The 25,197-nt window shown below is 64.6% G+C and carries 25 protein-coding genes, 1 tRNA gene and 2 pseudogenes; 17 read left to right on the plus strand and 11 right to left on the minus strand.

Annotated elements, in window-relative coordinates; translation table 11 throughout:
• Positions 1-238, minus strand: a pseudogene (locus KBY99_RS10705) (photosystem II D2 protein (photosystem q(a) protein)); the annotation flags it as partial.
• A 178-nt stretch (positions 239-416) separates the two neighbouring features.
• Between KBY99_RS10705 and KBY99_RS10710 the strand changes: the two are divergent.
• The 4 genes from KBY99_RS10710 to KBY99_RS10725 all read left to right on the plus strand — a co-directional run bounded on the left by KBY99_RS10710 (position 417) and on the right by KBY99_RS10725 (position 2,495).
• The gene (locus tag KBY99_RS10710) at positions 417-680 is read left to right on the plus strand and encodes a hypothetical protein (protein WP_254999002.1); all 264 of its coding nucleotides are present in this window, start codon (positions 417-419) and stop codon (positions 678-680) included.
• A gap of 33 nt (positions 681-713) precedes the next feature.
• Positions 714-1,397, plus strand: coding sequence for an ABC transporter ATP-binding protein (locus KBY99_RS10715; RefSeq protein WP_254999003.1), 684 nt, complete (start codon positions 714-716; stop codon positions 1,395-1,397).
• Positions 1,398-1,426: 29 nt separating this feature from the next.
• Positions 1,427-1,498: transfer RNA gene (locus tag KBY99_RS10720), tRNA-Asn, on the plus strand.
• Between the two features lie 271 nt (positions 1,499-1,769).
• Positions 1,770-2,495, plus strand: a complete 726-nt coding sequence (locus KBY99_RS10725; protein ID WP_254999004.1) for a response regulator transcription factor — start codon at positions 1,770-1,772, stop codon at positions 2,493-2,495.
• Here KBY99_RS10725 and KBY99_RS10730 read toward each other — a convergent pair.
• The 3 genes and pseudogenes from KBY99_RS10730 to KBY99_RS10740 form a co-directional block, all read right to left on the minus strand.
• Positions 2,496-3,446: pseudogene (locus tag KBY99_RS10730) on the minus strand (DNA polymerase III subunit delta').
• A complete protein-coding gene (gene tmk, locus KBY99_RS10735) occupies positions 3,443-4,123 on the minus strand; it encodes a dTMP kinase (RefSeq protein WP_254999005.1) in 681 nt (226 codons plus the stop codon). The pseudogene KBY99_RS10730 and the gene tmk overlap by 4 nt, the downstream one beginning before the upstream one ends.
• Positions 4,113-6,467, minus strand: coding sequence for a heavy metal translocating P-type ATPase (locus tag KBY99_RS10740; RefSeq protein ID WP_409996562.1), 2,355 nt, complete (start codon positions 6,465-6,467; stop codon positions 4,113-4,115). Before KBY99_RS10740 ends, tmk begins: the two co-directional genes overlap by 11 nt.
• Before the next feature lie 38 nt (positions 6,468-6,505).
• Here KBY99_RS10740 and KBY99_RS10745 point away from each other — a divergent pair, with 38 nt between their 5' ends.
• A complete protein-coding gene (locus KBY99_RS10745; protein WP_106632645.1) occupies positions 6,506-7,027 on the plus strand; it encodes a photosystem I assembly protein Ycf3 in 522 nt (173 codons plus the stop codon).
• A 6-nt stretch (positions 7,028-7,033) separates the two neighbouring features.
• Here KBY99_RS10745 and radA read toward each other — a convergent pair whose 3' ends face one another.
• On the minus strand, positions 7,034-8,503 hold the full coding sequence (radA, locus tag KBY99_RS10750; RefSeq protein WP_254999006.1) for a DNA repair protein RadA: 1,470 nt from the start codon (positions 8,501-8,503) through the stop codon (positions 7,034-7,036).
• 112 nt (positions 8,504-8,615) lie between these two features.
• On the opposite strand from radA, the gene rpaB reads away from it, so the two are divergent.
• The 5 genes from rpaB (at position 8,616) to KBY99_RS10775 (ending at position 13,412) form a co-directional block, all read left to right on the plus strand.
• Positions 8,616-9,386 (plus strand): response regulator transcription factor RpaB, encoded by a 771-nt coding sequence (gene rpaB, locus KBY99_RS10755; protein ID WP_254999007.1) that lies wholly within the window; start codon positions 8,616-8,618, stop codon positions 9,384-9,386.
• Positions 9,367-10,698, plus strand: a complete 1,332-nt coding sequence (gene plsX / locus KBY99_RS10760; protein ID WP_254999010.1) for a phosphate acyltransferase PlsX — start codon at positions 9,367-9,369, stop codon at positions 10,696-10,698. The genes rpaB and plsX overlap by 20 nt, the downstream gene beginning before the upstream one ends.
• Before the next feature lie 79 nt (positions 10,699-10,777).
• The gene (locus KBY99_RS10765; RefSeq protein ID WP_106632649.1) at positions 10,778-11,770 is read left to right on the plus strand and encodes a beta-ketoacyl-ACP synthase III; all 993 of its coding nucleotides are present in this window, start codon (positions 10,778-10,780) and stop codon (positions 11,768-11,770) included.
• 38 nt (positions 11,771-11,808) lie between these two features.
• Positions 11,809-12,702 (plus strand): ACP S-malonyltransferase, encoded by an 894-nt coding sequence (fabD, locus tag KBY99_RS10770; protein ID WP_254999011.1) that lies wholly within the window; start codon positions 11,809-11,811, stop codon positions 12,700-12,702.
• Positions 12,699-13,412 carry a lysophospholipid acyltransferase family protein gene (locus tag KBY99_RS10775; RefSeq protein ID WP_254999012.1) on the plus strand — a complete coding sequence of 238 codons (714 nt, stop codon included), beginning with the start codon at positions 12,699-12,701 and terminating at the stop codon, positions 13,410-13,412. The genes fabD and KBY99_RS10775 overlap by 4 nt, the downstream gene beginning before the upstream one ends.
• Here the strand turns inward: KBY99_RS10775 and KBY99_RS10780 are convergent.
• Genes KBY99_RS10780 through KBY99_RS10790 form a run of 3 tightly spaced genes read right to left on the minus strand, consistent with a single transcriptional unit; the run spans position 13,354 to position 14,895 of the window.
• On the minus strand, positions 13,354-14,019 hold the full coding sequence (locus KBY99_RS10780; protein WP_409996563.1) for a YdcF family protein: 666 nt from the start codon (positions 14,017-14,019) through the stop codon (positions 13,354-13,356). The genes KBY99_RS10775 and KBY99_RS10780 overlap by 59 nt on opposite strands.
• Positions 14,019-14,633 carry a tRNA (adenosine(37)-N6)-threonylcarbamoyltransferase complex dimerization subunit type 1 TsaB gene (gene tsaB / locus KBY99_RS10785; RefSeq protein ID WP_254999013.1) on the minus strand — a complete coding sequence of 205 codons (615 nt, stop codon included), beginning with the start codon at positions 14,631-14,633 and terminating at the stop codon, positions 14,019-14,021. The genes KBY99_RS10780 and tsaB overlap by 1 nt, the downstream gene beginning before the upstream one ends.
• Before the next feature lie 10 nt (positions 14,634-14,643).
• Entirely contained in the window at positions 14,644-14,895 is a 252-nt protein-coding gene (locus KBY99_RS10790; protein WP_254941425.1) for a Ycf34 family protein, read from the minus strand.
• 28 nt (positions 14,896-14,923) lie between these two features.
• On the opposite strand from KBY99_RS10790, the gene KBY99_RS10795 reads away from it, so the two are divergent.
• From KBY99_RS10795 to KBY99_RS10805, 3 genes are all read left to right on the plus strand, one after another.
• Positions 14,924-16,222, plus strand: a complete 1,299-nt coding sequence (locus KBY99_RS10795) for a CCA tRNA nucleotidyltransferase (RefSeq protein WP_254999015.1) — start codon at positions 14,924-14,926, stop codon at positions 16,220-16,222.
• A 68-nt stretch (positions 16,223-16,290) separates the two neighbouring features.
• Positions 16,291-16,719, plus strand: a complete 429-nt coding sequence (locus tag KBY99_RS10800; protein WP_106632655.1) for an RNA recognition motif domain-containing protein — start codon at positions 16,291-16,293, stop codon at positions 16,717-16,719.
• Between the two features lie 65 nt (positions 16,720-16,784).
• A complete protein-coding gene (locus tag KBY99_RS10805) occupies positions 16,785-17,705 on the plus strand; it encodes an alpha/beta fold hydrolase (protein ID WP_254999017.1) in 921 nt (306 codons plus the stop codon).
• Here KBY99_RS10805 and KBY99_RS10810 read toward each other — a convergent pair.
• Complete coding sequence (locus tag KBY99_RS10810; RefSeq protein WP_396111988.1) at positions 17,693-18,598, minus strand: phytoene synthase; 906 nt, start codon at positions 18,596-18,598, stop codon at positions 17,693-17,695. The two genes, KBY99_RS10805 and KBY99_RS10810, sit on opposite strands and share 13 nt — an antisense overlap.
• A gap of 8 nt (positions 18,599-18,606) precedes the next feature.
• Positions 18,607-19,980 (minus strand): 15-cis-phytoene desaturase, encoded by a 1,374-nt coding sequence (pds, locus tag KBY99_RS10815; RefSeq protein WP_106632657.1) that lies wholly within the window; start codon positions 19,978-19,980, stop codon positions 18,607-18,609.
• A gap of 107 nt (positions 19,981-20,087) precedes the next feature.
• Here pds and KBY99_RS10820 point away from each other — a divergent pair, with 107 nt between their 5' ends.
• Positions 20,088-20,480, plus strand: a complete 393-nt coding sequence (locus tag KBY99_RS10820) for an NAD(P)H-quinone oxidoreductase subunit M (RefSeq protein ID WP_254999018.1) — start codon at positions 20,088-20,090, stop codon at positions 20,478-20,480.
• A complete protein-coding gene (locus KBY99_RS10825; protein WP_254999020.1) occupies positions 20,477-21,163 on the plus strand; it encodes a DUF3172 domain-containing protein in 687 nt (228 codons plus the stop codon). The genes KBY99_RS10820 and KBY99_RS10825 overlap by 4 nt, the downstream gene beginning before the upstream one ends.
• A gap of 6 nt (positions 21,164-21,169) precedes the next feature.
• Here the strand turns inward: KBY99_RS10825 and KBY99_RS10830 are convergent, their stop codons facing one another.
• Positions 21,170-22,144 (minus strand): LysR family transcriptional regulator, encoded by a 975-nt coding sequence (locus KBY99_RS10830; RefSeq protein WP_254935567.1) that lies wholly within the window; start codon positions 22,142-22,144, stop codon positions 21,170-21,172.
• 140 nt (positions 22,145-22,284) lie between these two features.
• Between KBY99_RS10830 and KBY99_RS10835 the strand changes: the two genes are divergently transcribed.
• Together KBY99_RS10835 and KBY99_RS10840 are read left to right on the plus strand one after the other, a co-directional pair.
• Complete coding sequence (locus KBY99_RS10835; protein WP_254999113.1) at positions 22,285-22,986, plus strand: NnrU family protein; 702 nt, start codon at positions 22,285-22,287, stop codon at positions 22,984-22,986.
• A gap of 100 nt (positions 22,987-23,086) precedes the next feature.
• Entirely contained in the window at positions 23,087-25,105 is a 2,019-nt protein-coding gene (locus tag KBY99_RS10840; protein WP_254941391.1) for an NAD(P)H-quinone oxidoreductase subunit 5, read from the plus strand.
• The last annotated feature ends 92 nt before the right edge of the window (positions 25,106-25,197 follow it).

The following is a 25,197-nucleotide window of genomic DNA, read 5'->3' on the forward strand; positions in this document are numbered from 1 at the left end:
GGGTGCTGACGGCGGCGGTGAGGAAGTTGCAGCCCTCTAGGTAGGAGCTGGCAATTCCGTGGGTGTACCAGGAAGTGACAAAGGTGGTGCCGGTGAGCCAGCCACCCAGGGCCAGATAGGCCGTGGGAAACAGGAGCAGACCAGACCACCCCACAAATACGAAGCGGTCGCGCTTGAGCCAGTCATCGAGGATGTCGAACCATCCCCGCTGCGGCGCGCGGCCTAAGGCGATCGTCATGAGAGCGGCTTCATGAAGCGTTACATCGGAATACTACGGGTCACAACCGTCAGGTGCGCAAACCCACCGCAACGCTGAGCAGATTTACCTAGGGGCCGCCAGTTGCGTTTTGCCCAAGTCGCTTCTTGCACCATGGGGGACGGGATTCGCCACAGTGGGGCCAGCCCAACCCCCTTCCATGTACGTAGTCGAGCTCTCCCTCAAGCTCAGCCCCATGCCTGTTGCCGTTCAGCGCAAGGAGTTGAACGATGCCCAGGTCCTCTACAACCAGGTGCGGCAGGTCCTCGAAGGCGATGGCCCCCGACTGCTGGAACTCACTTGCGAGAAGGAGGAGGAAAAGCGGATCACCTTGCTTTGCAGTGAAGTGGTTGCGGTGCAGCTGTACGAGAAATCAGCCACGGGTAGTGGCGGCAAGCGCCCCGGTTTCAGCTTCGAAAGCTGAGCTGCCACGGCATCGCGCTGGAGCCACCCGGTCATGACCCCGCCTCTCACCGTTGAGCGCCTGAGCTTCACCTGGCCCAATGGCCGCCCGGCCCTGAGTCACTGCAACCTGCAGATCCCGAGGCCAGGGCTATGGATGCTGGTGGGCACCAATGGCAGCGGCAAAAGCACTTTGCTGCGGTTGATCGCCGGCCTACTGGAGCCCCGCAGCGGCCGCATTCACGCTGCTGGCAAGGCCGCACTCGTTTTTCAAAACCCAGACCATCAGCTGCTGCTGCCCAGCTGCGCCAGCGACCTGCAACTAGGCCTGCCAGCAGATTTAGGCGACGATGATCGGCGCTCGCGAGTGGCCGAATCCCTTGCCCAAGTGGGGTTAGGCGGTTTTGAGGAGCGGCCGATCCACACCCTCAGCGGCGGCCAGAAGCAGCGCTTGGCCATAGCCGGCGCCCTTGCCAGCGACGCCGACCTAGTGCTGCTGGATGAACCAACCGCCCTGCTAGACCCCGACAGCCAAAACGGGGTTTTGCAGTTGCTCTGGCAGCTCACCCACCGGCCCGCAGCCCCACTCACTGCCCTTTGGATCACCCACCGGCTTGAGGAGCTGCAGCACTGCGATGGCGCCGCCTTGATGGAGCACGGCTCCGTGGGGAGCTGGCAGAACGGACAGCAGCTAGCCCAGCGCTTGGCCCCCTTGCAGGGCGGCAGGGCCGAAGGGTAAGGTCTTCGAACCGGTTTGATCCGGCTTATTCCTCGGTAGCTCAGCGGTAGAGCGATCGACTGTTAATCGATTGGTCGCAGGTTCGAATCCCGCCCGGGGAGCTTATTCACCAAACCGCAGCCCTTGGGTTGCGGTTTTTTATTGCCCGCGCCGCAACAAAAAACCAGGAAGAAATCCTGAAGATCCGGCCAAAGATGACAGCTGCAGGGCTTGCCCCCACTGGCCTGAGTCAGGCGAACGGGCGCGATCAGCCCAAAAGAATCGTTTCAGCAAACCTTCAATCAGCGGCCGGAGCTCACCCATCCGGGCAAAAACGGAGAAAATGCGCTGAAGTTCGCTGCGGCGGTAGCGATTGCTCCTCTACCTGATTCCATGAAGCCCTGCATCCTGCTGATCGAAGACGACAGCGACATGCGCGAGCTGGTGGCAGGCCACCTGGAGCATGGCGGCTTCGACGTACAGCGCGCCGAAGACGGCATCAAGGGCCAGGCTCTAGCCCTGCAATACAGCCCTGATCTGATCCTGCTGGATCTGATGTTGCCCAAGGTGGACGGCCTCACCCTCTGCCAGCGCCTACGGCGCGATGAGCGGACCGCCAAAATCCCGATCCTGATGCTCACGGCCCTCGGCAGCATCAAAGACAAGGTGAGCGGTTTCAATTCCGGCGCCGACGACTATCTCCCCAAGCCCTTCGATCTCGAGGAGTTGATGGTGCGGGTTAAGGCGCTGCTGCGCCGCAGCGACCATGCCCCCCTATCCACCAAGCACAACGAAATCCTCAGCTACGGCTGCATCACCTTGGTGCCGGAGCGCTTTGAAGCCATCTGGTTTGACAAGCCGGTGCGCCTCACCCACCTGGAATTCGAACTGCTGCACTGCCTGCTGCAGCGCCACGGCCAAACCGTGGCCCCTTCCCTGATCCTCAAGGAGGTGTGGGGCTACGAACCTGACGACGACATCGAGACCATCAGGGTGCACGTGCGCCACCTACGCACCAAGCTCGAGCCCGATCCCCGTAAACCCCGCTTCATCAAAACGGTGTATGGCGCCGGCTACTGCCTGGAGCTACCCAGCGAAAGCCAAGCCAAGGCCAGCTGATCAGATCCCGGCCAACTCCAGCAGGGCCACTTCCCAGGCCAGCCGCGGCTGCACGTAGGCGCGCAGCTGGCTGCGCAGGAGTTCCAGACGCTGGAGCTGGGCCACCGGGGCCTGCCGCCTCCATAACGCCAGCTGCCACCAGCCAAGCAGCCATAGCTGTTGTTCAGCATCAAGGGCCTCGGCCAGATCCCTTGCCAGGGCCAGGGCCTGGAGGGGCTCCGCAGCTGCTGCCAAATCCAGCAACCTTGCCGCCAGCCCCTCAGGCAGGGCTGCCCAGGCCTGGCGGCAACGCAGCAGGCCCCCCGGCGAACCTGCAGCCAGCTCCAGCAGTTCAGGGGGATCGGCCGTTGGGGCGGGCTCACCGCAGCGCTCCAGCACCACCGCCAGCTGCTCGGAGCTGAGCCGGGTGAAGGGGATCTGCTGGCAGCGGGAGCGAATCGTGGTGAGCAGCTGCTCTGGCTTCGCCGCGATCAGGATCAACAGGCCCTCACCGGGCTCCTCCAGGGTTTTGAGCAAGGCATTGGCTGCCCCCTCCGCCATCGCCTCGGCGTCCTCCAGCACCACCACACAGCCCCTGGCTTCCACGGCCCGGCGGGATCAAAAGCGCGAAACGTCGCGAATCTGCTCAAGCCGCAGCTGGGGTGCAGCCCGCCGCGCCAAACCCAGCTCCTCGGCCTTGGAAGCGGGCACCAACTGGCCTTTGTCCTGATAGGTGGGCTCGACCCAGAGCAGATCGGGGTGATTTCCCTCCTGCAGACGCCGGCGGATACCGGCATCGCCTTGAAGCCCTGCCAGCACACCCTCCAAAAAGCGCAACGCCGCCAACCGTCGCCCGACGCCATCTGGGCCGGCAAACAGATAGGCCGGCGCCAGCCGCCCCTTAACCAAGGAGGCCTCGAGCAGGGCTACGGCCCTGGTCTGACCAAGCAGGTCCTCAAACAGGGCCGTCATGGGGGCGAACCAGCCGCAAGCTCGGCAAGCAAGCCGCAACAGGCTGCCGCCACCTGCTCCGGTGCCCCGGTGGCATCAACCCGCCGCCAGCCCCGCCCTGCGGCCAGGGCCGCAAAACCCTCGATAACCCGCTGCAGAAAAGCCTCGCCGCTGGCCTCGATGCGGTCGGCAGTGCGCTCACCGCGGCGGCGCAGGGATTCGGCCAGGGGCAACTCCAGCCACAGGGTGAGATCGGGGGACAGGCCTCCCGTAGCAAGCTCCTCCAGCTGGGCGATACGGGCCAGGTCGAGGCCGCGGCCATAGCCCTGATAGGCCGCCGTAGAGCCGCTGTAGCGATCGCTCAGCACCCAATGGCCGGCCGCCAGAGCCGGCCGAATGCATTGCTCCACATGCTGGGCCCGATCGGCGGCGTAGAGCAGCAGCTCGGCCATTGGCTCCGGCGCCGCCTCACCCGGGGGGTGCAGAAGCAGCTGACGCAGGGCAGCCCCCAGGGCAGTGCCACCCGGCTCCCGGGTCACCAGCAGCTCGGCCCCGGGTGCCAGCAAGCCACTGGTGGGCAACCAGCGGCGTAGAGCCTCGATCTGGGTGCTCTTGCCACAGCCATCGATGCCCTCAAGCACCACGAACCGGCCTTGGGGAGCCACGGCCGGCTCTGACACCTGGAAATCAGCTGTCATGGTCCCTCCCGTCCTGCAACAACAGGGCATTTGCCACCACCGTGATCGAGCTAAGGGCCATCAGCAGGGCAGCCAGCGGCGGGGTGAGCAGCACCCCAAAGCCGGGCAGCAACACGCCGGCCGCCAGGGGCAGCACGATCAGGTTGTAACCAAAGGCCCAAGCAAGGTTTTGGCGCACCTTGGCCATGGTGCGGCGGGCCAGCAGCAGGGCCCGCACAATGCCGTCGAGCTGCTCGCCCATCACCACCAAATCGGCGCTGTCCTGGGCGATCTGGGTGCCCGTGCCGACGGCGATGCCAAGGTCTGCCGCAGCCAGGGCAGGGGCGTCGTTGATGCCATCACCCACCATCGCCAGGGCGCCGTAGGCCGGATGATTCAAGATGCGCTCCAGCTTCTGCTCGGGCCGCAGTTCCCAGGCCAGCTCGGCCTCAGTCAGACCCAACCTGCTGCCCAGCTGCTGCACCGGCTCACGCCGATCGCCACTGAGCAGGCCAAGCTCCAGATCCATGCCCCGCAGCGCTGCCAGCACCGCCGCCGCGTCCGGGCGGGGCTGATCATTGATTGCTACTAATCCGAGCAGGCCCAGCTGGTCGTCGGCCACGGCCAGCACGCTGGCACCGTGACACTCGAGCAGAGCCTGGCGGGCAAGCAATGGGGCTGAGGGCGCCGGCTCCACCCAGGCCAGCCGTCCAACCCGCAACCGCCTGCCCTCAACCAAGCCCGCCACGCCTTCACCGGCTGTGGTGTGGGAATCACCCAGCTCAAACAGCGCCAGATCACGGCGTTGGGCTTCCTGCAGCAAGGCCTGGCCCAGGGGATGGCGACTGCCCGCTTCAAGGCTGGCAGCCAGTTGCACCAGCCGATCGGCATCAAGATCAGCGAGAGGCTCCACCGCCGCCACCAAGGCACGCCCCAAGGTGAGGGTGCCGGTTTTATCGAACAGCACAGCCTGGAGGCGGGCAGCGGTTTCAATCGCATCACCACCGCGAAACAGCAAACCCTCCCGGGCCGCCCTACCGGTGCCCACCGTGATGGCGGTGGGGGTAGCTAGGCCCAGGGCGCAGGGGCAGGCCACCACCAACACCGCAATAGCTAATTGCAGGGCCAATGCAAAGGGAGTTTCGGCGCTGGTGCCGAGCACCCCATGGCCGGCGTGGCCCCCGGCATGACCGGCGGCATGGGGGGAGTTGAGCACCTGGGGCCAGATCTCGGTGCCTAGCAGCCACCAAAAAAGCAGCGTCGCCACCGCTAGAGCCAGCACCACCAGGGTGAAACGCCCGGCGATCCGGTCCACGAGGGCCTGAATTGGCGCCTTACGCGCCTGGGCCCGCTCGACCAAATGGATAATCCGGGCAATGGCGCTATCTGCCCCACAGCGACTCACCTCCAGCACCAGGGGCGCCTCCAAATTGAGGCTGCCGGCGGCGAGCTCGCTGCCGGCAGCGGCCTGCAGGGGCAGCGGTTCGCCGGTAAGGCCTGAAACATCCACCGCCGAGCAGCCCTCCAGCACCACGCCATCAACTGGCACCCGGTCTCCGGGCAGCAACCGAAGGCGGTCACCGGGGCGCAGGCCGCCAACGCGCACCGGACGCGGAGGCCCATCACCAAGCAGCAGCAGGGCGGTGTCAGGTTGGAGCTCAGCGAGCTGCTCGAGGGCACGGCCGGTGCGAAAGCGGGCCCGTTCCTCCAAAAAGCGGCCCAGCAGCACAAAGCCAAGCAGCATCACCGGCTCATTGAAAAAGCAAGGCCAGCCGGTGTGGGGCCAAAGGAAGGCCACCAAGCTGGCCCCATAGGCACTGAATACCCCCAGCCCCACCAGGGTGTCCATGCTGGGCAAGCCGGCCAGAGCTCCCTGGATTCCCCGCGCCAAAATCGGCCGCCCGGGCCCTGCCAATGCTGCAGTGGCCACCAAGGCGTGAATCCAGAGGGCACCTAGCCCCGCCCCTGGCAGATGGCCGAGCACGGACACCAGCAGCAGCACTAGGGCCACCACCAGCTGGCGCCACTGCTGCCACCAGCTGCGCGCCCGCAAGCGCTCCCGACGACTCGAAAACTCGATTTCAGTGGAGCGCAGTCGCGCCTGGAAACCCAGCTCTGCCAAGGCCTCAACCAGGTTCCCTTGATCCGCTTCCGCAGAGGCGAGATCGACCCAGGCAGTGCGGGTTAAGAGGTTGACGCTGGCCTGGCGCACCCCGGGCTGATCCAGCAGGCGCTGCTCCACGGCCCGCACGCAGCCACCGCACTTCATCCCCTCGATCTCCAGCAGGAGGGGCTCCAGCAGAGGCGGCTCCTGGAGCGAGTGCAAGGCCAAGCAGGTAAAGGAGTCGGCCCAGGCTAGGGACATCCGCCAGGATGGGCCCACGAAGTCCGCAGACCCAGCCCGTGCCCCGCAGTCAGCGCAACGACAACTTCATCGATAAGAGCTTCACGGTGATGGCCGACTTGATCCTCAAAGTGCTGCCCACCAACCGTCGCGCCAAGGAGGCCTTCGCCTACTACCGCGACGGCATGAGCGCCCAAGCCGACGGCGAATACGCAGAAGCCCTTGAGAACTACGAGGAGGCGCTAACCCTCGAGGACGACCCCAACGACAAGGCTTTCATCCTCTACAACATGGCGTTGGTGTTTGCCTCAAACGGTGACCACGCCAAAGCGCTTGACTTCTACGGCCAGGCCCTGGATCTCAACAGCAAGATGCCCCAGGCCCTTAACAACATGGCTGTGATTCACCACCACCTGGGCTCAATTGCCGAGGAAAGCGGCGATGCCGATGAAGCTGACCGCTGTTTCGATCAGGCAGCCGACTTCTGGGGCAAGGCGATCCGGCTGGCACCAAACAACTACATCGAAGCCCAGAACTGGCTCAAAACCAGTGGCCGCGGCAGCGTCGACGTGTATTTCTGAACCGGATTAACCCCGGTCGTCGGCCGGATTCACCCCCAGGGCGGCTACCAGCGCCTCAGCCACGCCACCGGCCTCCAGTAGCTGCAGACCAAACCCAGCGGCCGCCTTGGCCAGGCCCGTGCCCCTCGGCACCACCGCCCTGGTGAAGCCCAGCCGCGCCGCCTCCTGCAGCCGCAGCTCCAGCTGCCCCACGGGCCGCAGCTGGCCGCCCAGGCCCAGCTCCCCCACCAGCACCGTTCCGGGCGGCAGGGTGAGATCGCGGTAGCTAGCCACCACCGCCGCGGCCACGCCGAGATCCGCCGCGGGCTCCTCCACCTCCAACCCACCGGCCACCGCCAGGTAGCAGTCAAAACGCGACAGGGGCAGGCCCAGGTGCTTTTCGAGCACGGCCAAGATCTGGTGCAAGCGATTAACGGCGATGCCGGTGGCGCTGCGCCTCGGGCTGGCGTAACTGGTGGTGCTCACCAGGGCCTGCATTTCCACTACCAGGGGTCTGGTGCCCTCGCAGGCCACGATCGTGGCGGTGCCGGCGCTGGGTTCATCGCCGCCGAGAAATAGCTCGCTGGGGTTGGTCACCTCGGCCAGGCCCCGATCACGCATCTCGAAAACGCCCAGCTCATGGGTGGCGCCGAAGCGGTTTTTCACCGCCCGCAGCAGCCGGTGGCTGGCAAAGCGGTCGCCCTCAAAGGTCAGTACCGCATCAACCAGATGCTCGAGCACCTTCGGACCCGCCAGGGCGCCCTCCTTGGTCACGTGGCCCACCAGCAGCAGGGCAGTGTCCTGGCGCTTGGCGATGCGGGCTAGGGCGGCGGCACATTCCCGCACCTGGGACACCGAGCCAGGGGCGCTACCCAGTTCGGCGTCATGGAGGGCCTGGATGGAATCAATGATCGCCACCGCTGGCCGCAACGCCTCCAGCTCCTGCAGAACCAGCTCCAGATCGGTTTCGGCGAGCAGCTGAAAATCAGCCCCAGCTTTGGATTCGCCAGCTTCGAGTTCGCCAGCTTCTGGTTGAACAGGAGACGCCTCGGCCAGGCGACGCCAGCGCAGCTTCACCTGCTGGGCCGACTCCTCCGCACTCACATAGAGCACCGACGCCCGACCCGCCATAGCGCGGGCGCTCTGCAGCAGCAGGGTGCTCTTACCAATTCCCGGGTCGCCGCCCACCAGCACCAGGGAGCCGGGCACTAGGCCACCGCCCAGCACCCGATCGAATTCGCCGTAGCCGCTGCTAAGACGCTGCAAGGCCCGCTCGCCCACCGCTTGGATCGGCTCGGAGCGTCGCGGCTGGCCGGCCAAAACGGCTTCAGCGGCAGCAGCCTCGGCCACCGGCCGCCGACGCCGACTGTCGGCCGCCGGAGCAGCTTTTTGCTCCACCAAGGTGTTCCAGCTACCGCAGCTGGCGCACTTGCCAAAAAACTGGCGGGCCTGGGCTCCGCAGCTAGTGCAAACAAAAAAAGTGCTGGGCTTGGCCACGAACTAAGGGCTGAGGAGAGAGGGCTGTATGAAGAAAGGTGGCATTGAATAAATTTCGCCCCCTCCCGCCTTTTCAGTGGGGGCTATCTGATGTAGCAGCCCGGCTGCAGTGATGACGGCATCCGCCCCAACCACCACCCTCGGGAACAATCACGGCAAGGAAACAATCCTTGTCGTCGACGACGAAGCCAGTATCCGGCGGATCCTGGAGACCCGGCTATCGATGATCGGTTATCAGGTGGTCACAGCCTGCGACGGCATCGAGGCCCTGGAATTGTTCAAGACCACTCAGCCGGATCTGGTGGTGCTCGACGTGATGATGCCGAAGCTTGACGGCTATGGCGTCTGCCAGGAGCTGCGCAAGGAATCGGATGTGCCGATCGTCATGCTCACCGCCCTAGGCGATGTGGCAGATCGCATCACCGGCCTCGAGCTCGGCGCCGACGACTACGTGGTGAAACCCTTCAGCCCCAAGGAGCTGGAAGCCCGCATCCGCTGCGTGCTGCGCCGGGTGGAGAAGGACTCCATCGCCGGTTCTCCCAATTCCGGAGTGATCACGGTGGGCGAACTGCGCATCGACACCAACAAGCGTCAGGTGTATAGAGATAATGAGCGCATCCGCCTCACCGGCATGGAGTTCAGCCTGCTGGAGCTGCTGGTGAGCCGCAGCGGCGAACCCTTCAGCCGGGGTGAAATTCTCAAGGATGTGTGGGGCTACACCCCCGAGCGTCACGTAGATACCCGGGTGGTGGATGTCCACATTTCCCGTCTGCGCTCCAAACTGGAGGATGATCCGGCCAACCCCGAGTTGATCCTCACAGCTCGCGGCACCGGTTATTTGTTCCAACGCATCGTTGACGCCGTTGCCTCCGAAGGGACCTGAAAAGCGCGCCAAGCCCAGCCGGGCCATCCGCCGGCTGGTGATCTGGTATCGCCGCAACGCGGCGGTAACCAGCCTGGTGGATAGCGCCACTTCTGCCGCCAGCTCCGCCGCCAACACTGCTGGCAATGTGGCAGGCACCGCCACCAGCGTGGCCGGCAACATGGCCAACACGGTGCTGCAGCCGCTGGTGTTCGACCCCCTACGCCGCCTGCAACGGGGCCTGGGCGGACCGGGTGAAGACACTCCGATCAACGACTCCGACCGCCTCTGGGTAGCGGTGGATGGCATGGGTGGGGACCACGCCCCTGGGCCAATTCTGGAGGGCTGCCTGCGGGCCGTGGAATTGTTGCCCCTGCGGGTGCGTTTCGTGGCCGAAACGGCCCTGCTACAGGCCGCCGTGACCGCCATGGGCCTCCAGGACGAACTCAACGAAGCCGTGGCTCGCGGCCTGATCGAGCTTGTGGCCAGCGGCCCCTCGGTGGGCATGAACGAAGAGGCCACGGTGGTGCGCAAGAAGCGCGACGCCAGCATCAACAAAGCCATGGATCTGGTGAAGCAGGGCGAGGCCACGGCGGTCTATTCCGCTGGCAACTCCGGCGCCGTGATGGCTGCGGCGATATTCCGGCTGGGCAGACTCAAGAGCATCGATCGCCCAGCCATCGGCGCCCTATTCCCCACCAAAGACACAGAACAGCAGGTACTGGTGCTCGATGTGGGCGCCAACATGGATTGCAAGCCCGCCTACCTGCACCAGTGGGCGCTGCTTGGACACATCTACAGCCGCGATGTCTTGCAGGTGGCCGAGCCCCGCATCGGCCTGGTGAATATCGGCGAAGAGGAGTGCAAGGGCAACGAGCTCTGCCTGCGCACCTACCCCCTGCTGGCAGCAGAGGAGCGCTTCACCTTCGCCGGCAACTGCGAAGGGCGCGACATCCTCTCGGGCCAGTTCGACGTGGTGGTGTGCGACGGCTTCACCGGCAACGTGCTGTTGAAGTTCCTGGAATCCGTGGGCAGCGTGCTGCTGGATGTGATCAAAGAGGAACTGCCCAGGGGCCGCCGCGGCAAGGTGGGCTCGGCCTTCCTGATCAACAACCTGCGCCGCATTAAAAAACGCCTCGACCATGCCGAACATGGCGGAGCCCTACTGCTCGGGGTCAATGGGATATGCGTAATCGGCCACGGCAGCAGCAAGGCTCTCTCTGTGCTCAGCGCCCTGCGCCTGGCCCACTCCGCCGCCAGCCACGGTGTGATGGCCAACCTCCACGCCCTCAGCGAAGCGGGCAGCCCCGAAGCGCCAGTCGCCTGTGATTGACTGAGCCAACTGTGAGCCTTTCCCGGTGTCGCTCGGCGGAGTCAACACACCAGAGCTAAACGCAACGGGCCTGCTGGGCATGGCCTTAGTTGGATGCGGCAGCGCAGTGCCAGCCGCCAGCATCACCAATCAGCAACTCAGCGAGAGGGTTGACACCAATGACGAGTGGATCCGCACTCGCACTGGCATTGGCGCCCGCCGGATCGCAGGCCCCAGCGAATCCCTCACCTGCCTAGCCAGCCGCGCCGCCCAAGCCGCCCTCGACCATGCCGGCTGGAGCCCAGACGATGTCGACCTGATCCTGCTGGCCACCTCAAGCCCCGACGACTTATTCGGCACGGCACCGCGGGTGCAGGGGGCCTTAGGCGCCAGACGCGCGGTGGCCTTCGATCTCACCGCCGCCTGCAGCGGCTTTCTGTTTGCCTTGATCACCGCCAGCCAGTATTTGGGCAGCGGAGCCATGAAGCGGGCTCTGGTGATCGGCGCCGACCAGCTCAGTCGCTGGGTCGACTGGGACGACCGCAGCACCTGCGTGCTGTTTGGCGATGGTGCCGGCGCCGTGGCAGTGGAGGCCTGCGGAGCGCAAGACAACGGCCTACTGGGTTTCCGCATGCGCTCCGACGGCAGCCGCAACGGCTGCCTAACTCTTGCCCAGCTGGATAAACACGCACCCCTGCTCGGGGAGCTCACGGCCCAGCGGGGCGGCTTTGCCCCGATCCAGATGAACGGCCAAGAGGTCTACAAATTTGCGGTGCGAGAGGTGCCGGCAATCCTCAGCGAGTTGCTGGAAGCCACCGGCACCGCCCCCGAGCAACTCGACTGGCTGCTGCTGCACCAGGCCAACCAGCGCATCCTCGACGCCGTTGCCGACCGCTTCGCCATAGACCACAGCCAGGTGCTGAGCAACCTGGCCCTCTACGGCAACACCTCGGCCGCCACGATTCCATTGATGCTCGATGAAGCCGTCAAGGACGGGCGGGTGCAGCCTGGCCATCTGCTGGCCAGCAGCGGCTTTGGCGCCGGCCTTAGCTGGGGTGCAGCTCTCCTGCGCTGGCAGGGCCCCACCGACTGAGACCTAATCTCCTGCCGAATTAGTTTGAGGGTGAAGGCATGGGCATTGCCTGGGTGTTTCCTGGCCAGGGCTCGCAGAAAGTGGGCATGGCAGAACCGGTGCTGCAGCTGCCTGGCGCCCGGGAGCGTTTCGAGCAAGCCTCAGCCCTGCTGGGCCGGGACCTGCTGGCGATCTGCTCAGGCACGGGGGGTGGCGGCGACCTAAGCGATCTCAACGACACCCGCAACACCCAACCGGCCCTATTTGTGATTGAAAGCCTGCTGGCAGAAGCCCTGCAGGCCCAGGGACGGGTGCCCCATCTAGTAGCTGGCCACAGCCTGGGCGAGCTGGTCGCCTTGCATGTGGCGGGGGTGTTCGACTTCGCCACCGGTCTGCAGCTGATGAAAAGCCGCAGCACCTTGATGGCCGCTGCCGGCGGCGGCGCCATGACGGCGGTGATGGGCTTCGAGCGGAGCGAACTGGATGACCTGGTGGCAGCCACCGAAGGGGTGGTTGTTGCCAACGACAACAGCGACGCCCAGGTGGTGCTCTCCGGAAGCGCCGAGGCGGTGGCAGCCGTCAGCAGCAACTTGAAGTGCAAACGGGCGATTCCCTTGGCCGTTAGCGGTGCCTTCCACTCCCCCTTCATGGCGGCAGCAGCCACCGCCTTTGCCACCGAGCTGGAATCGGTGGCCTTCGCCGATGCGGCGATCCCCGTGCTCAGCAATACCGATCCCAGCCCCGAAACCAACGCCGCCGCGCTCAAGGCCCGCCTTGTGCGTCAGATGACCACCGGCGTGCGCTGGCGCGAAACCATGGCGCAGTTCGGGGCTCTGGGCATCGATATCGTTGTGGAGATTGGACCTGGAGCCGTGCTCAGCGGCCTAATCAAACGCAGCTGCCCGGGCATCCAAACCGCCCAGATCAGCAGCGCCGCCGACCTGGCGCTATGAACCAATCAAGCCAGCCGCCGGCCCTGATCCGCACACCGCCGCCGAGCATCACCTACCGGCTGATCAGCTATCTGCTGGTGTTTCCGATTTACCGGTTGTTGTTTCGCGGGCGCACCGCTGGCAATGGCAACGTGCCAAGGCAAGGGGCTTTGGTGGTGGTGGCAAACCACGGCTCCCACCTTGATCCCCCCCTACTAGGCCACGCCCTTGGCCGGCCAGTGGCCTTCATGGCCAAGGCAGAGCTGTTCAGGGTGCCGATACTCGGCGCCATCATCCGGGCCTGCGGCGCCTACCCGGTGTCCCGAGGTGCCAGCGACCGCGAGGCCATCCGCACCGCCACCAACCGCCTGCTCGAGGGTTGGGCCACCGGCGTATTCATCGACGGCACCCGCCAGAGCAATGGCCGGGTGAATGATCCCCAGGCTGGCGCCGCCCTGCTGGCGGCCCGAGCCGGCGTGCCCCTGCTGCCGGTGGCGATCATCAACAGCCACCGGGCCCTGGGGCCTGGGCAAGCGGGGGCACGGCTACTGCCCATTCACATCCGCATTGGCACGCCAATTGCACCACCCGCCTCACGGCGGAGAGCCGACCTCGACGTCGCCACGGCCGCCTGTCAGGCCCAGATCAATGCTCTGCTCGACCAGGGTTTGATCAATGGCCGTCAGCTGGGCCAAGCTGTTCCGGCAGGCGAGCTGCCGCCCAGTCCTTGAGGTCTCGGCCACTCAGCACCCACAAGGCAGCCCGGAGTCCATCGCCCCACACCTTGCGCCGCCCCTCCGGCTGACAGCGATCACCACAGGAAACCGGCACCGGAGTGAGGTGGATGCCGCGGCTGCCGGCCACGATCCTTCCCACCACCAGAGCCCGGTCCATGTGGTCACTGCTGGTTACTAGCAGGGCATGGCGGATGCGGGCTTGGCGCAGATCGTCCACCAGGGAGGTGAAATTGGAAAGGGTGTCGCGAGCTCGGTAGTCGAGCTGCACCTGGTGGGAAGGCAAGCCCTGGCGTTGCTCAAACAACCAGTGGGCATATTCAGGATTACTGCCGCCACTGACCACCACCGGCAACCCCCGGCGGGCCGCCAAAGCCGCCGCCTCCCGCTCCCGCGCCAGATCGCCGCCCAGCACCAGGATCATCTGGGCTGGCGGGGGCGCCGGCCACCACCAACCGCGCGACAGCCAAAGAAAACCACCTGCCAGCAGCAGCGCCACCAGCCCCCAGGGGCTGGGGCGAGGCCGGCGAGAGCGCCGCTTGCGGGAGCGCCCCTGAACAGGGCGAAGGGGAGGGCGCTGCCGTGGATCGGGTTGGGACACCATCAGAGCCCCGCAACCGGCGAAGTTGGGTAGGAGGGCAACACGGGCTGCCAGGGGGCTGCCAGGCCCTGATCTGCCGCCTGCACGCTTAGCTCAAGCAATTGCTCAACGTCGTTGGGCAGCAGGGCCGCGGCGGACAGCTGGGGACCCGGCGGCAAGGGCGTATCTGGGGCAAACAGTCGGGGCGCCTGCAACTCGATGATGGCGCGATCTGAGCCAGCAGGGGCATAAAGCCCAGCCACCACGCCGCGGCGCGGCAGCTCCTGCACCAACCAGGTTGGCTCGCCAATCCCCAGCCGCCTTGCCACAAGTAAAAAGCTGCCCACCCCGTCGAGGGGCAACTGCAACTGCTGGGCCAAGGTGCGGGCCAGCACCACCGTGAGCCGGGTGCCGGTGAACCCGCCTGGACCAGTGGCCACCGCCAGGCGGCTGAGCTGGGGCCACTGCTCAGCAGGCAATAGCTGCTCAATGCAGCTGAACAGCTGATTGGAGAGCTCGCGGCCGAGGGGAAAGGCGCGCACCACAGTGCGGCCCGCCAGAGCGCTCGGCGAGTCAAGCCAGCGAACCCCTACACCGAGCACCTCACTGGAGCTGTGCAAGGCCAAAACAGCAGCCATCAGCTTGTCCTCATCGCGGCAGGGCTGCGCCTGGGCAGAGACGCTGCCAGCGGCCCGCATCCCGCTGAAAACTGCCGCAGGCGCGCACGTCCCACTCCACTCCCACCCCACCTGCGGGAAGATCCTGCACCTGCACGTGAATGCGTGGCTCGGTCGGGCTGAGATCGGGCTCCAGGCAGAGGTGGGGTGCACCGTGCTGACGCTCCACCGCGTGGTAGGCCTGACAGCGGTCGACCCAGTGGCAATCCACGCAGATGCACATGCTGCCCAGGCTGAGCCAGGAACCCATTGTGACGGCTCACCGCCCCACTGGCGAGGTAGAAGAAGAGCTGTGGCAGCGCCTGCTGGCCGAGCCCTGGCCCCTTCCCCGAGAAGCCCTACCGCCTGGCACAGCCCTGGTGGGCGGCGCCGTGCGCGATGGTCTGCTGGGGAGCCTGGAGCGCCAGCCGGACCTGGACGTAGTGGTGCCCGGAGATGCCGTAGCCCTGGCCCGCCAGCTGGCCAGGGACCATGGGGGCACCTGCGTGGTGCTGGATGCGGAGCGCAGCATCGCCCGGCTGGTGCTGGGGGGCTGGAGCCTCGACCTGGCCCGCCAGGAAGGTTCAAGCCTGGAAGCAGACCTGGGGCGCCGCGACTACACAATCAACGCCATCGCCCTGCCCGTGCCCGCCGCCGGCACCGCCGCGGCAGCCCTGGTGGACCCCACCGGCGGTCTCAATCACCTGGGCAGCCGCCAGCTGGTGGCGGTGAGCGAAGCAAATTTGCTCGCCGACCCCCTGCGCCTGCTGCGAGGCATCCGCCTGGCCTGCTGCCTGAACTTCGAACTAGACCCCACCAGCCGCCGCTGGATTGAATCCCATGCCAGCCAGCTCGCCCAGGTAGCCGGCGAACGGGTGCTGGCGGAGCTGGAGAAATTGGCCTGCGCTGCCTACGGAGAAACGGGCCTGGCCCTGGCCCTGGAATGCGGCCTACTAGGGAGTTGGGGCGCCGATGCCACTATCAGCGGTACAACTGAGACGGGTGCCGCCGCCCTAAGCGCACTGGGCCTGAATCAAGCCCAGGATCGGGGCTTGGAAGCCGAAGAAATCTCTTGGGCCCTGCCTCTTGCGCGCCTAACTGCCCTGCTGCCCCCCGAAGCCCTGGCCGGCCTGCGCAGCAGCCGCAGGCTGCAGCAACGCTGCCGGGCCCTGCGCCACTGGCGCCAGGAGCTGGGCTCAGTGGGTGGCTGGGATGGGCTGCCGGAGGCTGGACGCCTGGCCCTATGCAGCGAATTGGAGACCGATCTGCCCGCCCTGCTGCTGCTGCTTCCCCAGTCGGCGGGCCTACTGGAGCGCTGGCGCCTGCCAAGCGACCCCCTATTCCATCCAGCACCGCCCCTAGATGGCCTCAGCCTGCAGCAGGAGCTTGCGATTCCCCCAGGGCGCCTGCTGGGGCGCCTGCTCGCACACCTCACCCTCGAGCGAGCTTTCGGGCGCCTAGCTGCAGGGCCCGAGGCCCATGCTGAAGCCCGCGCAGAAGTGCTGGCGGCGGCACAAAGCTGGTGGCAGCAACACGCATGGGAGGGAGGCGAGGACCGGCGGCGTGATTAACTTTCTGATGTAAAGGCGCTTCGAGAGGCTTCTCCTCGCCTGCAGAAAGTTTTTCTTCCCCCTTCCCCATGAGCATTCGCCTCTACGTCGGCAACCTGCCGCAGACCTTTGATGCCAAGGAGCTCGAGGCTCTGTTCAGTGCCGTGGGTGAAGGAGTGCGTTTCAAGGCCGTCAACGACCGCGACACCGGCGCTTGCCGCGGCTTCGGCTTTGCAAATGTCGAAGATCAAAAGACTGCCGAAACGGTGATCGAGCAGCTCAACGGCAAGGATTTCGGTGGCAATGCCATGCGCATCGAAATCTCTGAGCGCAAGGACAGCCGCAGCCCTGCCCCCGGCGAGCGTCGCCCCGGCGGCGCGGCTCCCACCGCTGCCCGCAAGGCCGTCAACAAGGTTGTGCACGCAGACAACGTCGATAGCGAAGCTCCCGATCCACGCTGGGCCGGCGAACTGGCCAAGCTCAAGGACCTGCTGGCTAACCAGAAGGCTGCGGTCTGAGCCAAGCACTTACTGATACGGATCCGATCCCCAGAGACTGGAACTGGCAGGGACATCGGATCCACTTGCTTGCAGCGGGGTCGCCGATCAGCACCGACCGGGTTGTGCTTATCCATGGCTTTGGGGCGTCTGTGGGCCATTGGCGCCACAACCTGCCGGCCCTCGCTCCCCATGCCCGGGTGATCGCCCTCGACCTGCTGGGCTTTGGCGCCAGCGATAAGCCTGTTTCGCGATTAGCTCAAGAGCCGCCAAGGCAGGGCGCTGTTCAGTACTGCTTCGACCTCTGGGGCCGCCAGGTAGCCGACACGGTGCGGCAATTGCTTCTGACCGAACCTGGCAGCGGCCCAGCCCAGCCCCGCGTGCACCTGGTGGGCAACTCGATCGGCGCGATGGTGGCCCTCACCGCCGCCAGGCTGCTACTGGCAGAGGGTTTCCCACCCTTTCAGGTGATCCTGATCGACTGCGCCCAGCGCACCCTCGACGACAAACGGGCGGCCAAGCTGCCGGGCTGGGAACGGGCCAGTCGCCCTCTGGTGAAGCAGCTGGTGCGGCAGCGCTGGGTGATCGCACCCCTGTTTCGCCTACTGGCTCAGCCGGCCTTCATTCGCAGCGTGCTGGCGCGGGCCTACCCGAGTGGTGCCCACATCGACGACGAGCTGGTAGCCCTGCTGCACCGACCCAGCACCGATCCAGGTGCCACGGAAAGTTTTCGCGGCTTCGTCAACCTGTTTAACGACCACCTAGCCCCCGAGCTGCTGGCCGACCTAAGTGCCGCCATCCCGCCGCTGCCGGTTCGCATGATCTGGGGGGAAGCTGATCCCTGGGAGGATCCAGCTGAGGCACGCCGCTGGGCAGATCAATACTCCTGTATTCAGGATCTACGCGTGCTGCCGGGGCTTGGACACTGCCCCCACGACGAAGCACCTGAGCTGGTGAATTCAATTCTGCTGGAGTGGATTAAAGGCGGCGCTACTCAGCGCACCTGAGCGACCAGATAGGAAAAAGGTAGATCGAATAGCTTGCCAGCCCTAGGCACAAAGGCTCGCTTGTTAAAAACGTCGTAGTGGTGCTCCTCAATTACATCAAGAATGCCCCTATATAGCCGCAGCGATGCCCATACGGGCCATCGAGCGTCGGGAGCAAGCCAGCGCACTCCCGCCTCTGAGCGGGCAAACCACATTCGAGCTCTCTCTAGCTGAAATCGCATCAGAGCACGCCAATTGTCGTTAACAGTGCCGGCAAGTAATTCGGCTTCGCTATAACCAAATCGCTCCAGATCTTCCTGGGGAAGGTAAATACGCCCTCTAGAACGATCTTCGCCCACGTCGCGAAGAATGTTGGTGAGCTGGTTGGCGATGCCGAGGGCTACAGCTGCGTGGGAAGTATCCGGCCGATCACTCCAAGGGGCGCTTGTGTAGGCAGGATCCAATCCCATCACCTCCTGAGTCATCAGGCCAACGGTGCCTGCCACCCGGTAGCAGTAGAGCTCTAGATCTTCAAAGGTGGGGTAACGGTGCAGGCGCAGATCCATCCTCTGCCCCTCGATCATGTCTAAATAAGCCTGCAAGGGCTGGGGGTAACGCTCCATCGTGTCCCGCATAACCAGATCAAGGCCATCGCAAACCTCGCCAGCAAACAGGGCCCTAGTGCGCTCCTCCCAGGCATCTAGGCGATCTGCCAGCTCTGCCACAGGACGGGCTTGGGCCTCCGCACTATCCATCAGCTCATCTGTGCGGCGGCACCACACATAAATCGCCCAAATCGCCCGACGCTTGGCCGGCGGCATCAACAAGGTGCCCAGATAAAAGGTCTTAGCCCACTCGGCCGTCTCCTGCCGGCAGGCCTCATAAGCCTTCTCCAAATTTGGGAGCGAGGACACCACCACGACTAGACCGCCGTACCAATCGCTTGGGCACACTGCTTACCGCTAAGCACCGCCCCCTCCATTGAGGCCAGGTAGCGCTGCATGGTGTAGCAGCCGGCCAAGAAGAAGTTGGGGATCGGCGAGGCTTGATCGGGCCGCAGCTGCTGGCAGCCAGGCACGGTTTTGTAAACCGACAGCGGTGTTTTGACCACGATCGACTTGCGCAGAGTGGCCTGGTCGTTGCCGGTGAAGTGCATCGGGAATAGGCGCTTGAGCTCCTCCATCGTGGCGGCCACGATGTCCTCGTCAGAGCGACCAATCCAGTCTTTGGCTGGGGCAAAAACCAGCTCGAGCATCGAGCGCTCCGGATCCTCGTATTCCTTACAAGTATTGCTCATGTCTGCATAGACGCTCAGCAGCGGGCTCCGGCTGAACAGCAGGTGGTCAATATCGGTGAGCTTGCGATCAAACCAGAGGTGAATATTGATCACCGGCACCCCATTGAGGCCGTCGAGCTTCTTGAAATAGGGAATCTCCTTCCAAGCCTCAGGCAGCAGCAGCTTGAAGGGATCTACCGGCATGGCACTCACGTAGGCGTCAGCCGTAAGCGTGCGGGGCTCCTGGCCCTTGATGCCACCAATCTGGAAAGCCTTCACCGTGCCATCGGCATTGAGCTCGATCTGGCGCAACGGGGAATTCAGGTGAACTTCCCCGCCACGGGCTTCGACGTAATCGACGATCGGCTGGCACAAGCGCTGCGGTGGGTTGCCATCAAGGAAGGCCATCTTGGAGCCATCACCCTCCTGCAGGAAGCGATTTAGGGCGGTGAGCACCACCGTGCTGGAAATTTCATCGGGATCGATGAAGTTCAGCGCCTTGGCCATGGCGATGAACACCTCGTCATTTACCCGCTCGGGAATGTTGTGCAGCCTCAGCCACTCGGTCCAGGAATACTTATCGCATTCCTCTACATACTGCTGGCCGCGCAAAATTGCCGGCACCAAGCCCATGCCGAAGGCAATCTTCTCGGGCCAGGTGAGCAGGTCGTTGTTGCTGAGAATGGCCGCCAAACCATTGAAGGGGGCGGGGATGTCGGGGAAGTCAAAGCGGCTGTAGGTGCCTGGCGTCTCCATTTGGTTGAAAATCATCGAGTGGCTTTTCCACTGCAGACGGTCTTCGATATCCAGCTCCTTAAAGAGCTGGCGCATGTTGCGGTAAGCGCCGAAAAAGATGTGCAAGCCGGTCTCATACCAGTCTCCGTCTTCGTCCTGCCAGGCCGCCACCTTGCCGCCCAGCACATCGCGGGCTTCCACCACCACCGGCGTATGGCCGGCATCACAGAGGTACTTCGCGCACGACAGCCCGGCGAGCCCTGCTCCGGCAATGACGACGCGCATACCAACTTTCAAAAATCCAGATGCAACCTTAAAGGGGGCGCCTGACCCCTGCGGCTGGGGGGGGGGTTTCTAGAGTTGGTGCATCGGGTGCCCGCAATCCCCTCCCCATGGCTGACCCTCGCCTCGCTGACTCACTCCCTGCCGAATCCCGCCCTGCAGAGACCTTGCTGAAGTCCACCACCCGCCATGTGCGGCTGTTCACCGCCCGGGTGGAGGACGGCAACCTGCTGCCTGATCCCAGCCAGCTCACCATGGATGTGGATCCCGATAACGAGTTCCTCTGGGACGCCCCGGTGCTGGCCAAGGTGCAAGACCACTTCCGCCAGCTGGTGGCCGCCCAAGCCGGCGCCGACCTCACCGAATACAACCTGCGCCAGATCGGTTCGGAGCTGGAAGGGCTAATTCGCCAGCTGCTCCAAGCCGGCGAGCTTCGCTACAACCCGGATGCCCGGGTGCTCAATTACTCCATGGGCCTGCCCCGCAGCACCGAAAGCCTGTGAGCCGCTCCCGCTACAGCTCAGATCGCTACGCCGGTGAGCGCCCGGATGAGGGTCGTCCCCCCGGAGGGCGGTACGCAGATGATGCCTATGAGCGGGGCGGTCGCCGCAATGAGCCCAGGCGGCCGGCCGGGGGCGGCAATAAAGGCGGCCCCGGTGGCAGTGGTCCTGGCGGAAGTGGTCCTGGCGGCACAGGCCCCTTTCAGTTCAACGTGGGCACCCTGGCGATCCTGGCTGGGGTGCTGGTGGTGGGCATCGGCATCGGCACCGCCATCTCCAGCACCACCCAGGGCGACCAGGGCAACATCGCCAGCAGCCAGCAACTGGACATGGCGGTACCCGATCCGGAGTTCTGCCGCCAGTGGGGCGCCAGTGCCTTCGTGATGGACGTGGAGCTCTACACCACCATGAACCCCAGCTCCAGCTTCGTGACCCAGCCGGAGCTCAAGGCCGGCTGCGTTATTCGGCGGGAAAACTGGAGCGTGTTGCAGAAGGAAGGAGCCGTAACCAACGAACAGATGCGCCAGTGCAAGCAGCGCATGAACACCTTCGCCTACATCGGCTCAGTGAAAGACAAGCCAATCGTGCGCTGCGTCTACCAAACAGACACCAGCCAAAACAAATTCCTTACCAAGGGCGTGGCTGATGACACGGTGGGAGTCACGCCTGAAGCTGATCAATTCTGAAGCCGATCAGTTCTGAGTGAGAGCCTCCTGCTGCTGCAACGGCCGGCGCAGGGGGCTATCGGGGCTGGCAAACACGGGCAGAACCTCCTTGCGGAAGGCATCGGCAGCCCGGGAGCAATAGCGGGCTGGATGGGTGATCAGCTTCAGCTGGCGGCGCACGAGCAGATCGGCCACTTGGGGGCGATGCAGGCTGCCAGCCGAGAGCTCCCGCTCAATTGAGACCACCGGCAGGAAGGCAGCCCCAAGCCCCGACTGAACGGCGTTTTTGATCGCCTCAAAGGAATTGAGCTCCATCTCGATCTTGAGCCGGCCCACATCCAGCCCGGAGCGGGCCAGCAGCTGATCGACCATTTTGCGGGTGGTCGACTGGGCATCAAGGCAGACAAAGCCCAGCCGGTAGAGGTCGTCTTTCGTGAGCTCGGGCAGGCGGGCCAGCGGATGCTTCACCGGCAGCACCAGGGCCAGCTCATCGCTGGCATAGGGCACCACCTGCAGCAGCTCACAAAGCTCCGTTGGAAGCTCGCCGCCGATGATCGCCAGATCCACCTGGCCGTTAGCCACGCTCCAACCCGTGCGGCGGGTGCTGTGCACCTGCAACTGCACCGCCACTTCGGGGTACTTCTGCCGAAACAGACCAATCATTCGCGGCATTAAGTAAGTGCCGGTGGTCTGGCTGGCGCCAACGATGAGCGAGCCGCCGCGCAGGTTGTGCAGGTCTTCTAGAGCCCGGCAGGCCTCCTGGCACTGGCTCAGGATTCGGTCGCAGTAGCTGAGCAGCAGGTGGCCGGCCTCGGTGAGCTGGGCCTTGCGCCCGCCCCGATCAAACAGGCTGACGCTGAGCTGCTTCTCCAGATTCTGAATCTGCAGGCTCACCGCCGGCTGGGTCACATAAAGGCTGTCTGCGGCCTTCTTGAAGCTCCCCTCAGAGGCGATGGCCCGCAGGATGCGGAGCTGATCAAGAGTGAAAGGCAGGTCTGCCATTGGGTTGCCTGGATCGGCCGGAGCCTGCCAGCTGGCGAGTTCAAAACTCTAAGGGGGAAGCCTGGCAGCGAGAATCGAGAGCTTCACAACTCCCCATCCGGCCCGTGCCCCCCAGCTCTTCGCACCACAGCAGCTGGGTAATGCTCGCCCTGTTGCTGGCTTTCGCCGTAGTTCACAGCGGCGGAGCCTCGCTGCGGGTGTGGGGCGCAGCAAAAATTGGCGAACGGGCCTGGCGGCTGCTGTTTGCCGCGGTGAGCATCCCCTCAGCCGTGGTGGTGATCGGCTACTTCCTGGCCCATCGCTACGACGGGGTGCGCCTCTGGAATCTCCAGGACCAGCCCTGGATCGTGCCCGTGGTGTGGGCCGGAACCGCTATCAGCTTTTTGTTTCTTTATCCCGCCACCTACAACCTGCTGGAAATTCCGGCGGTGCTGAAGCCCCAGGTGCGGCTTTATGCCACCGGCATCATCCGCATCAGCCGCCATCCCCAGGCGGTGGGCCAGGTCCTCTGGTGCGCCACCCACCTGCTCTGGATCGGTAGCAGCTTCATGGTGGCCACCTGCGCCGGCCTGATCGCCCACCATCTCTTCGCTATCTGGAACGGCGACCGGCGCCTGGCCAAGCGCTTCGGTAGCGCCTTTGAGGAGCTGAGGGCTAGCACCTCGATCCTTCCCTTTAGGGCGATATTGACCGGCCGCCAGCAGCTGGTTCCCAGCGAATTTCTACGGCCAGCCCAGCTGGGCATTGCCATTGCCGTAGGGGTGTTTTGGTGGGCCCATCGCTTCATCGGCCTCGGCGCAACGAGCTTCGCTCGCACAGGCTTGGCCCACCTGCTGGGCTGAGTACGGCTCGCCGCGAAGCCCCCGCCCATGGGCGAGCCCGCACAGGCCTGGATATGCACCTGTTTGGCTGCCTACACTTGCGCCAACCAGCTTGCAGCGCATGCCGTCAGCCGCCGAACTCGCCTGGTTGATTCCGGTGCTGCCCCTGGTAGGGGCTTGTATTACCGGGCTGGGGCTGATCAGCTTCAACCGCACCGTCAATCGGCTGCGCAAACCCGTGGCCTGGTTACTGATCAGCTGCGTGGGAGCGGCTGCAGTTCTGAGCTACGCCGTTTTGGCCCAGCAACTGGCGGGTGCACCGCCCACCGAAGTGCTGTTCAACTGGGCCAGCGCCGGCACCTTCAACCTGCAAATGGGCTTCCGGGTGGACGCCCTCGGCGCCGTGATGCTGTCGTTGGTGACCACCATCGCCGTGCTGGTGATGGTTTATTCCGATGGCTACATGGCCCATGACAAGGGCTATGTGCGCTTTTTCACCTACCTAGCCCTATTCAGCAGCTCGATGCTGGGCCTGGTTATCAGCCCCAACCTGCTGGAGATTTATGTGTTCTGGGAGCTGGTGGGCATGTGCTCCTACCTGCTCGTGGGCTTCTGGTACGACCGCGATGGCGCCGCCAATGCAGCGCAAAAAGCCTTTGTGGTGAACCGGGTTGGCGACTTCGGTCTGCTGCTGGGAATCCTGGGTCTGTTCTGGGCCACCGGCAGCTTCGGCTTTGAGGAAATTGGCAGCCGGCTGCAGGAGGCCGTGGCCGGAGGCAGTGTTTCCAACGCGGCGGCGATCCTGCTGTGCCTGCTGGTGTTCATGGGACCGATGGCGAAATCGGCCCAATTCCCCCTTCACGTCTGGCTGCCGGATGCGATGGAGGGCCCGACCCCCATTTCCGCCCTGATCCACGCGGCAACCATGGTGGCCGCCGGTGTGTTCCTGGTGGCCCGGTTGCAACCCGTTTACGAACCCTTCCCGGCTGTGCAGGCCACGATCGCCGTCGTGGGAACCATCACCCTGGTGCTGGGAGCCTCGATTGCTCTCACCCAGATGGATCTCAAGAAGGGTCTGGCCTACAGCACCGTTTCCCAGTTGGGTTACATGATGCTGGCCATGGGCTGCGGCGCTCCGGTGGCCGGCATGTTCCACCTGGTGACCCACGCCTTCTTCAAGGCGATGCTGTTTTTGGGATCCGGCTCGGTGATCCACGCCATGGAAGAGGTGGTGGGCCATGAGCCCGTGCTCGCCCAGGACATGCGGTTAATGGGTGGGCTGCGCAAACACATGCCGATCACCAGCAGCACCTTCCTGATTGGCTGCGTCGCCATCGCCGGCATTCCCCCTCTGGCTGGCTTCTGGAGCAAGGACGAGATCCTCGGCGTGGCGTTTGGTTCATTCCCCGTGCTGTGGGTGGCTGGCTTCATCACCGCCGGAATGACCGCCTTTTATATGTTCCGCCTCTACTTCCTCACCTTTGAGGGGGAGTTTCGCGGCAATGATCAGGCCATGCGGGCCCAGCTGCTGGCTGAAGCAGGCAAAACCACTGATGACCAGGGCGATAGCCACGGCGACGACCATGGCCACGCCAGCCATCCCCATGAATCCGGCTGGCAGATGGCCATGCCCCTGGCTGTACTGGCCGTGCCCTCTGTGCTGGTAGGCCTGCTGGGCACCCCCTGGAACAGCCGCTTTGGCAACCTGCTCGACCCCAAGGAGGCGGCCGAGGTGGCCGAACACTTCAGTTGGAGTGAATTCCTGCCCCTAGCCGGAGCCTCAGTCGGCATCTCCATCGCCGGTATAACCGTTGCTGTGCTGGCCTACGCGCTGCACAAAATCGATCTGGGCAAAGCCGTAGCCGCTCGCTTCCCCGCCCTCAATGCCTTCCTGGCCAACAAGTGGTATCTCGATGCGATCAACGACAAGTTGTTCGTGCAGGGCAGCCGCAAACTGGCCCGCCAGGTGCTGGAGGTTGATTCCAAAGTTGTGGATGGGGTCGTAAACCTCACCGGCCTGGTGACCCTGGGCAGCGGCGAGGGTCTCAAATACTTCGAAACCGGCCGGGCCCAGTTCTATGCCCTGATCGTGTTTGGCGGTGTCATCGCCCTAGTGGTTTTATTCGGCTCGCTGGGCTGATCGGTTCGGCCGTTACGCCCGCTACGCGGGCAACACGGCCTCGGCCGCTCAGCCCAGCGAGCCGAACACCGCAGGCATACCCTGCCGCACCA

Origin of the sequence: Cyanobium sp. Maggiore-St4-Cus (genome assembly GCF_024345615.1) — a bacterium.
GTDB classification, from domain to species: Bacteria; Cyanobacteriota; Cyanobacteriia; order PCC-6307; family Cyanobiaceae; genus Cyanobium_A; species Cyanobium_A usitatum.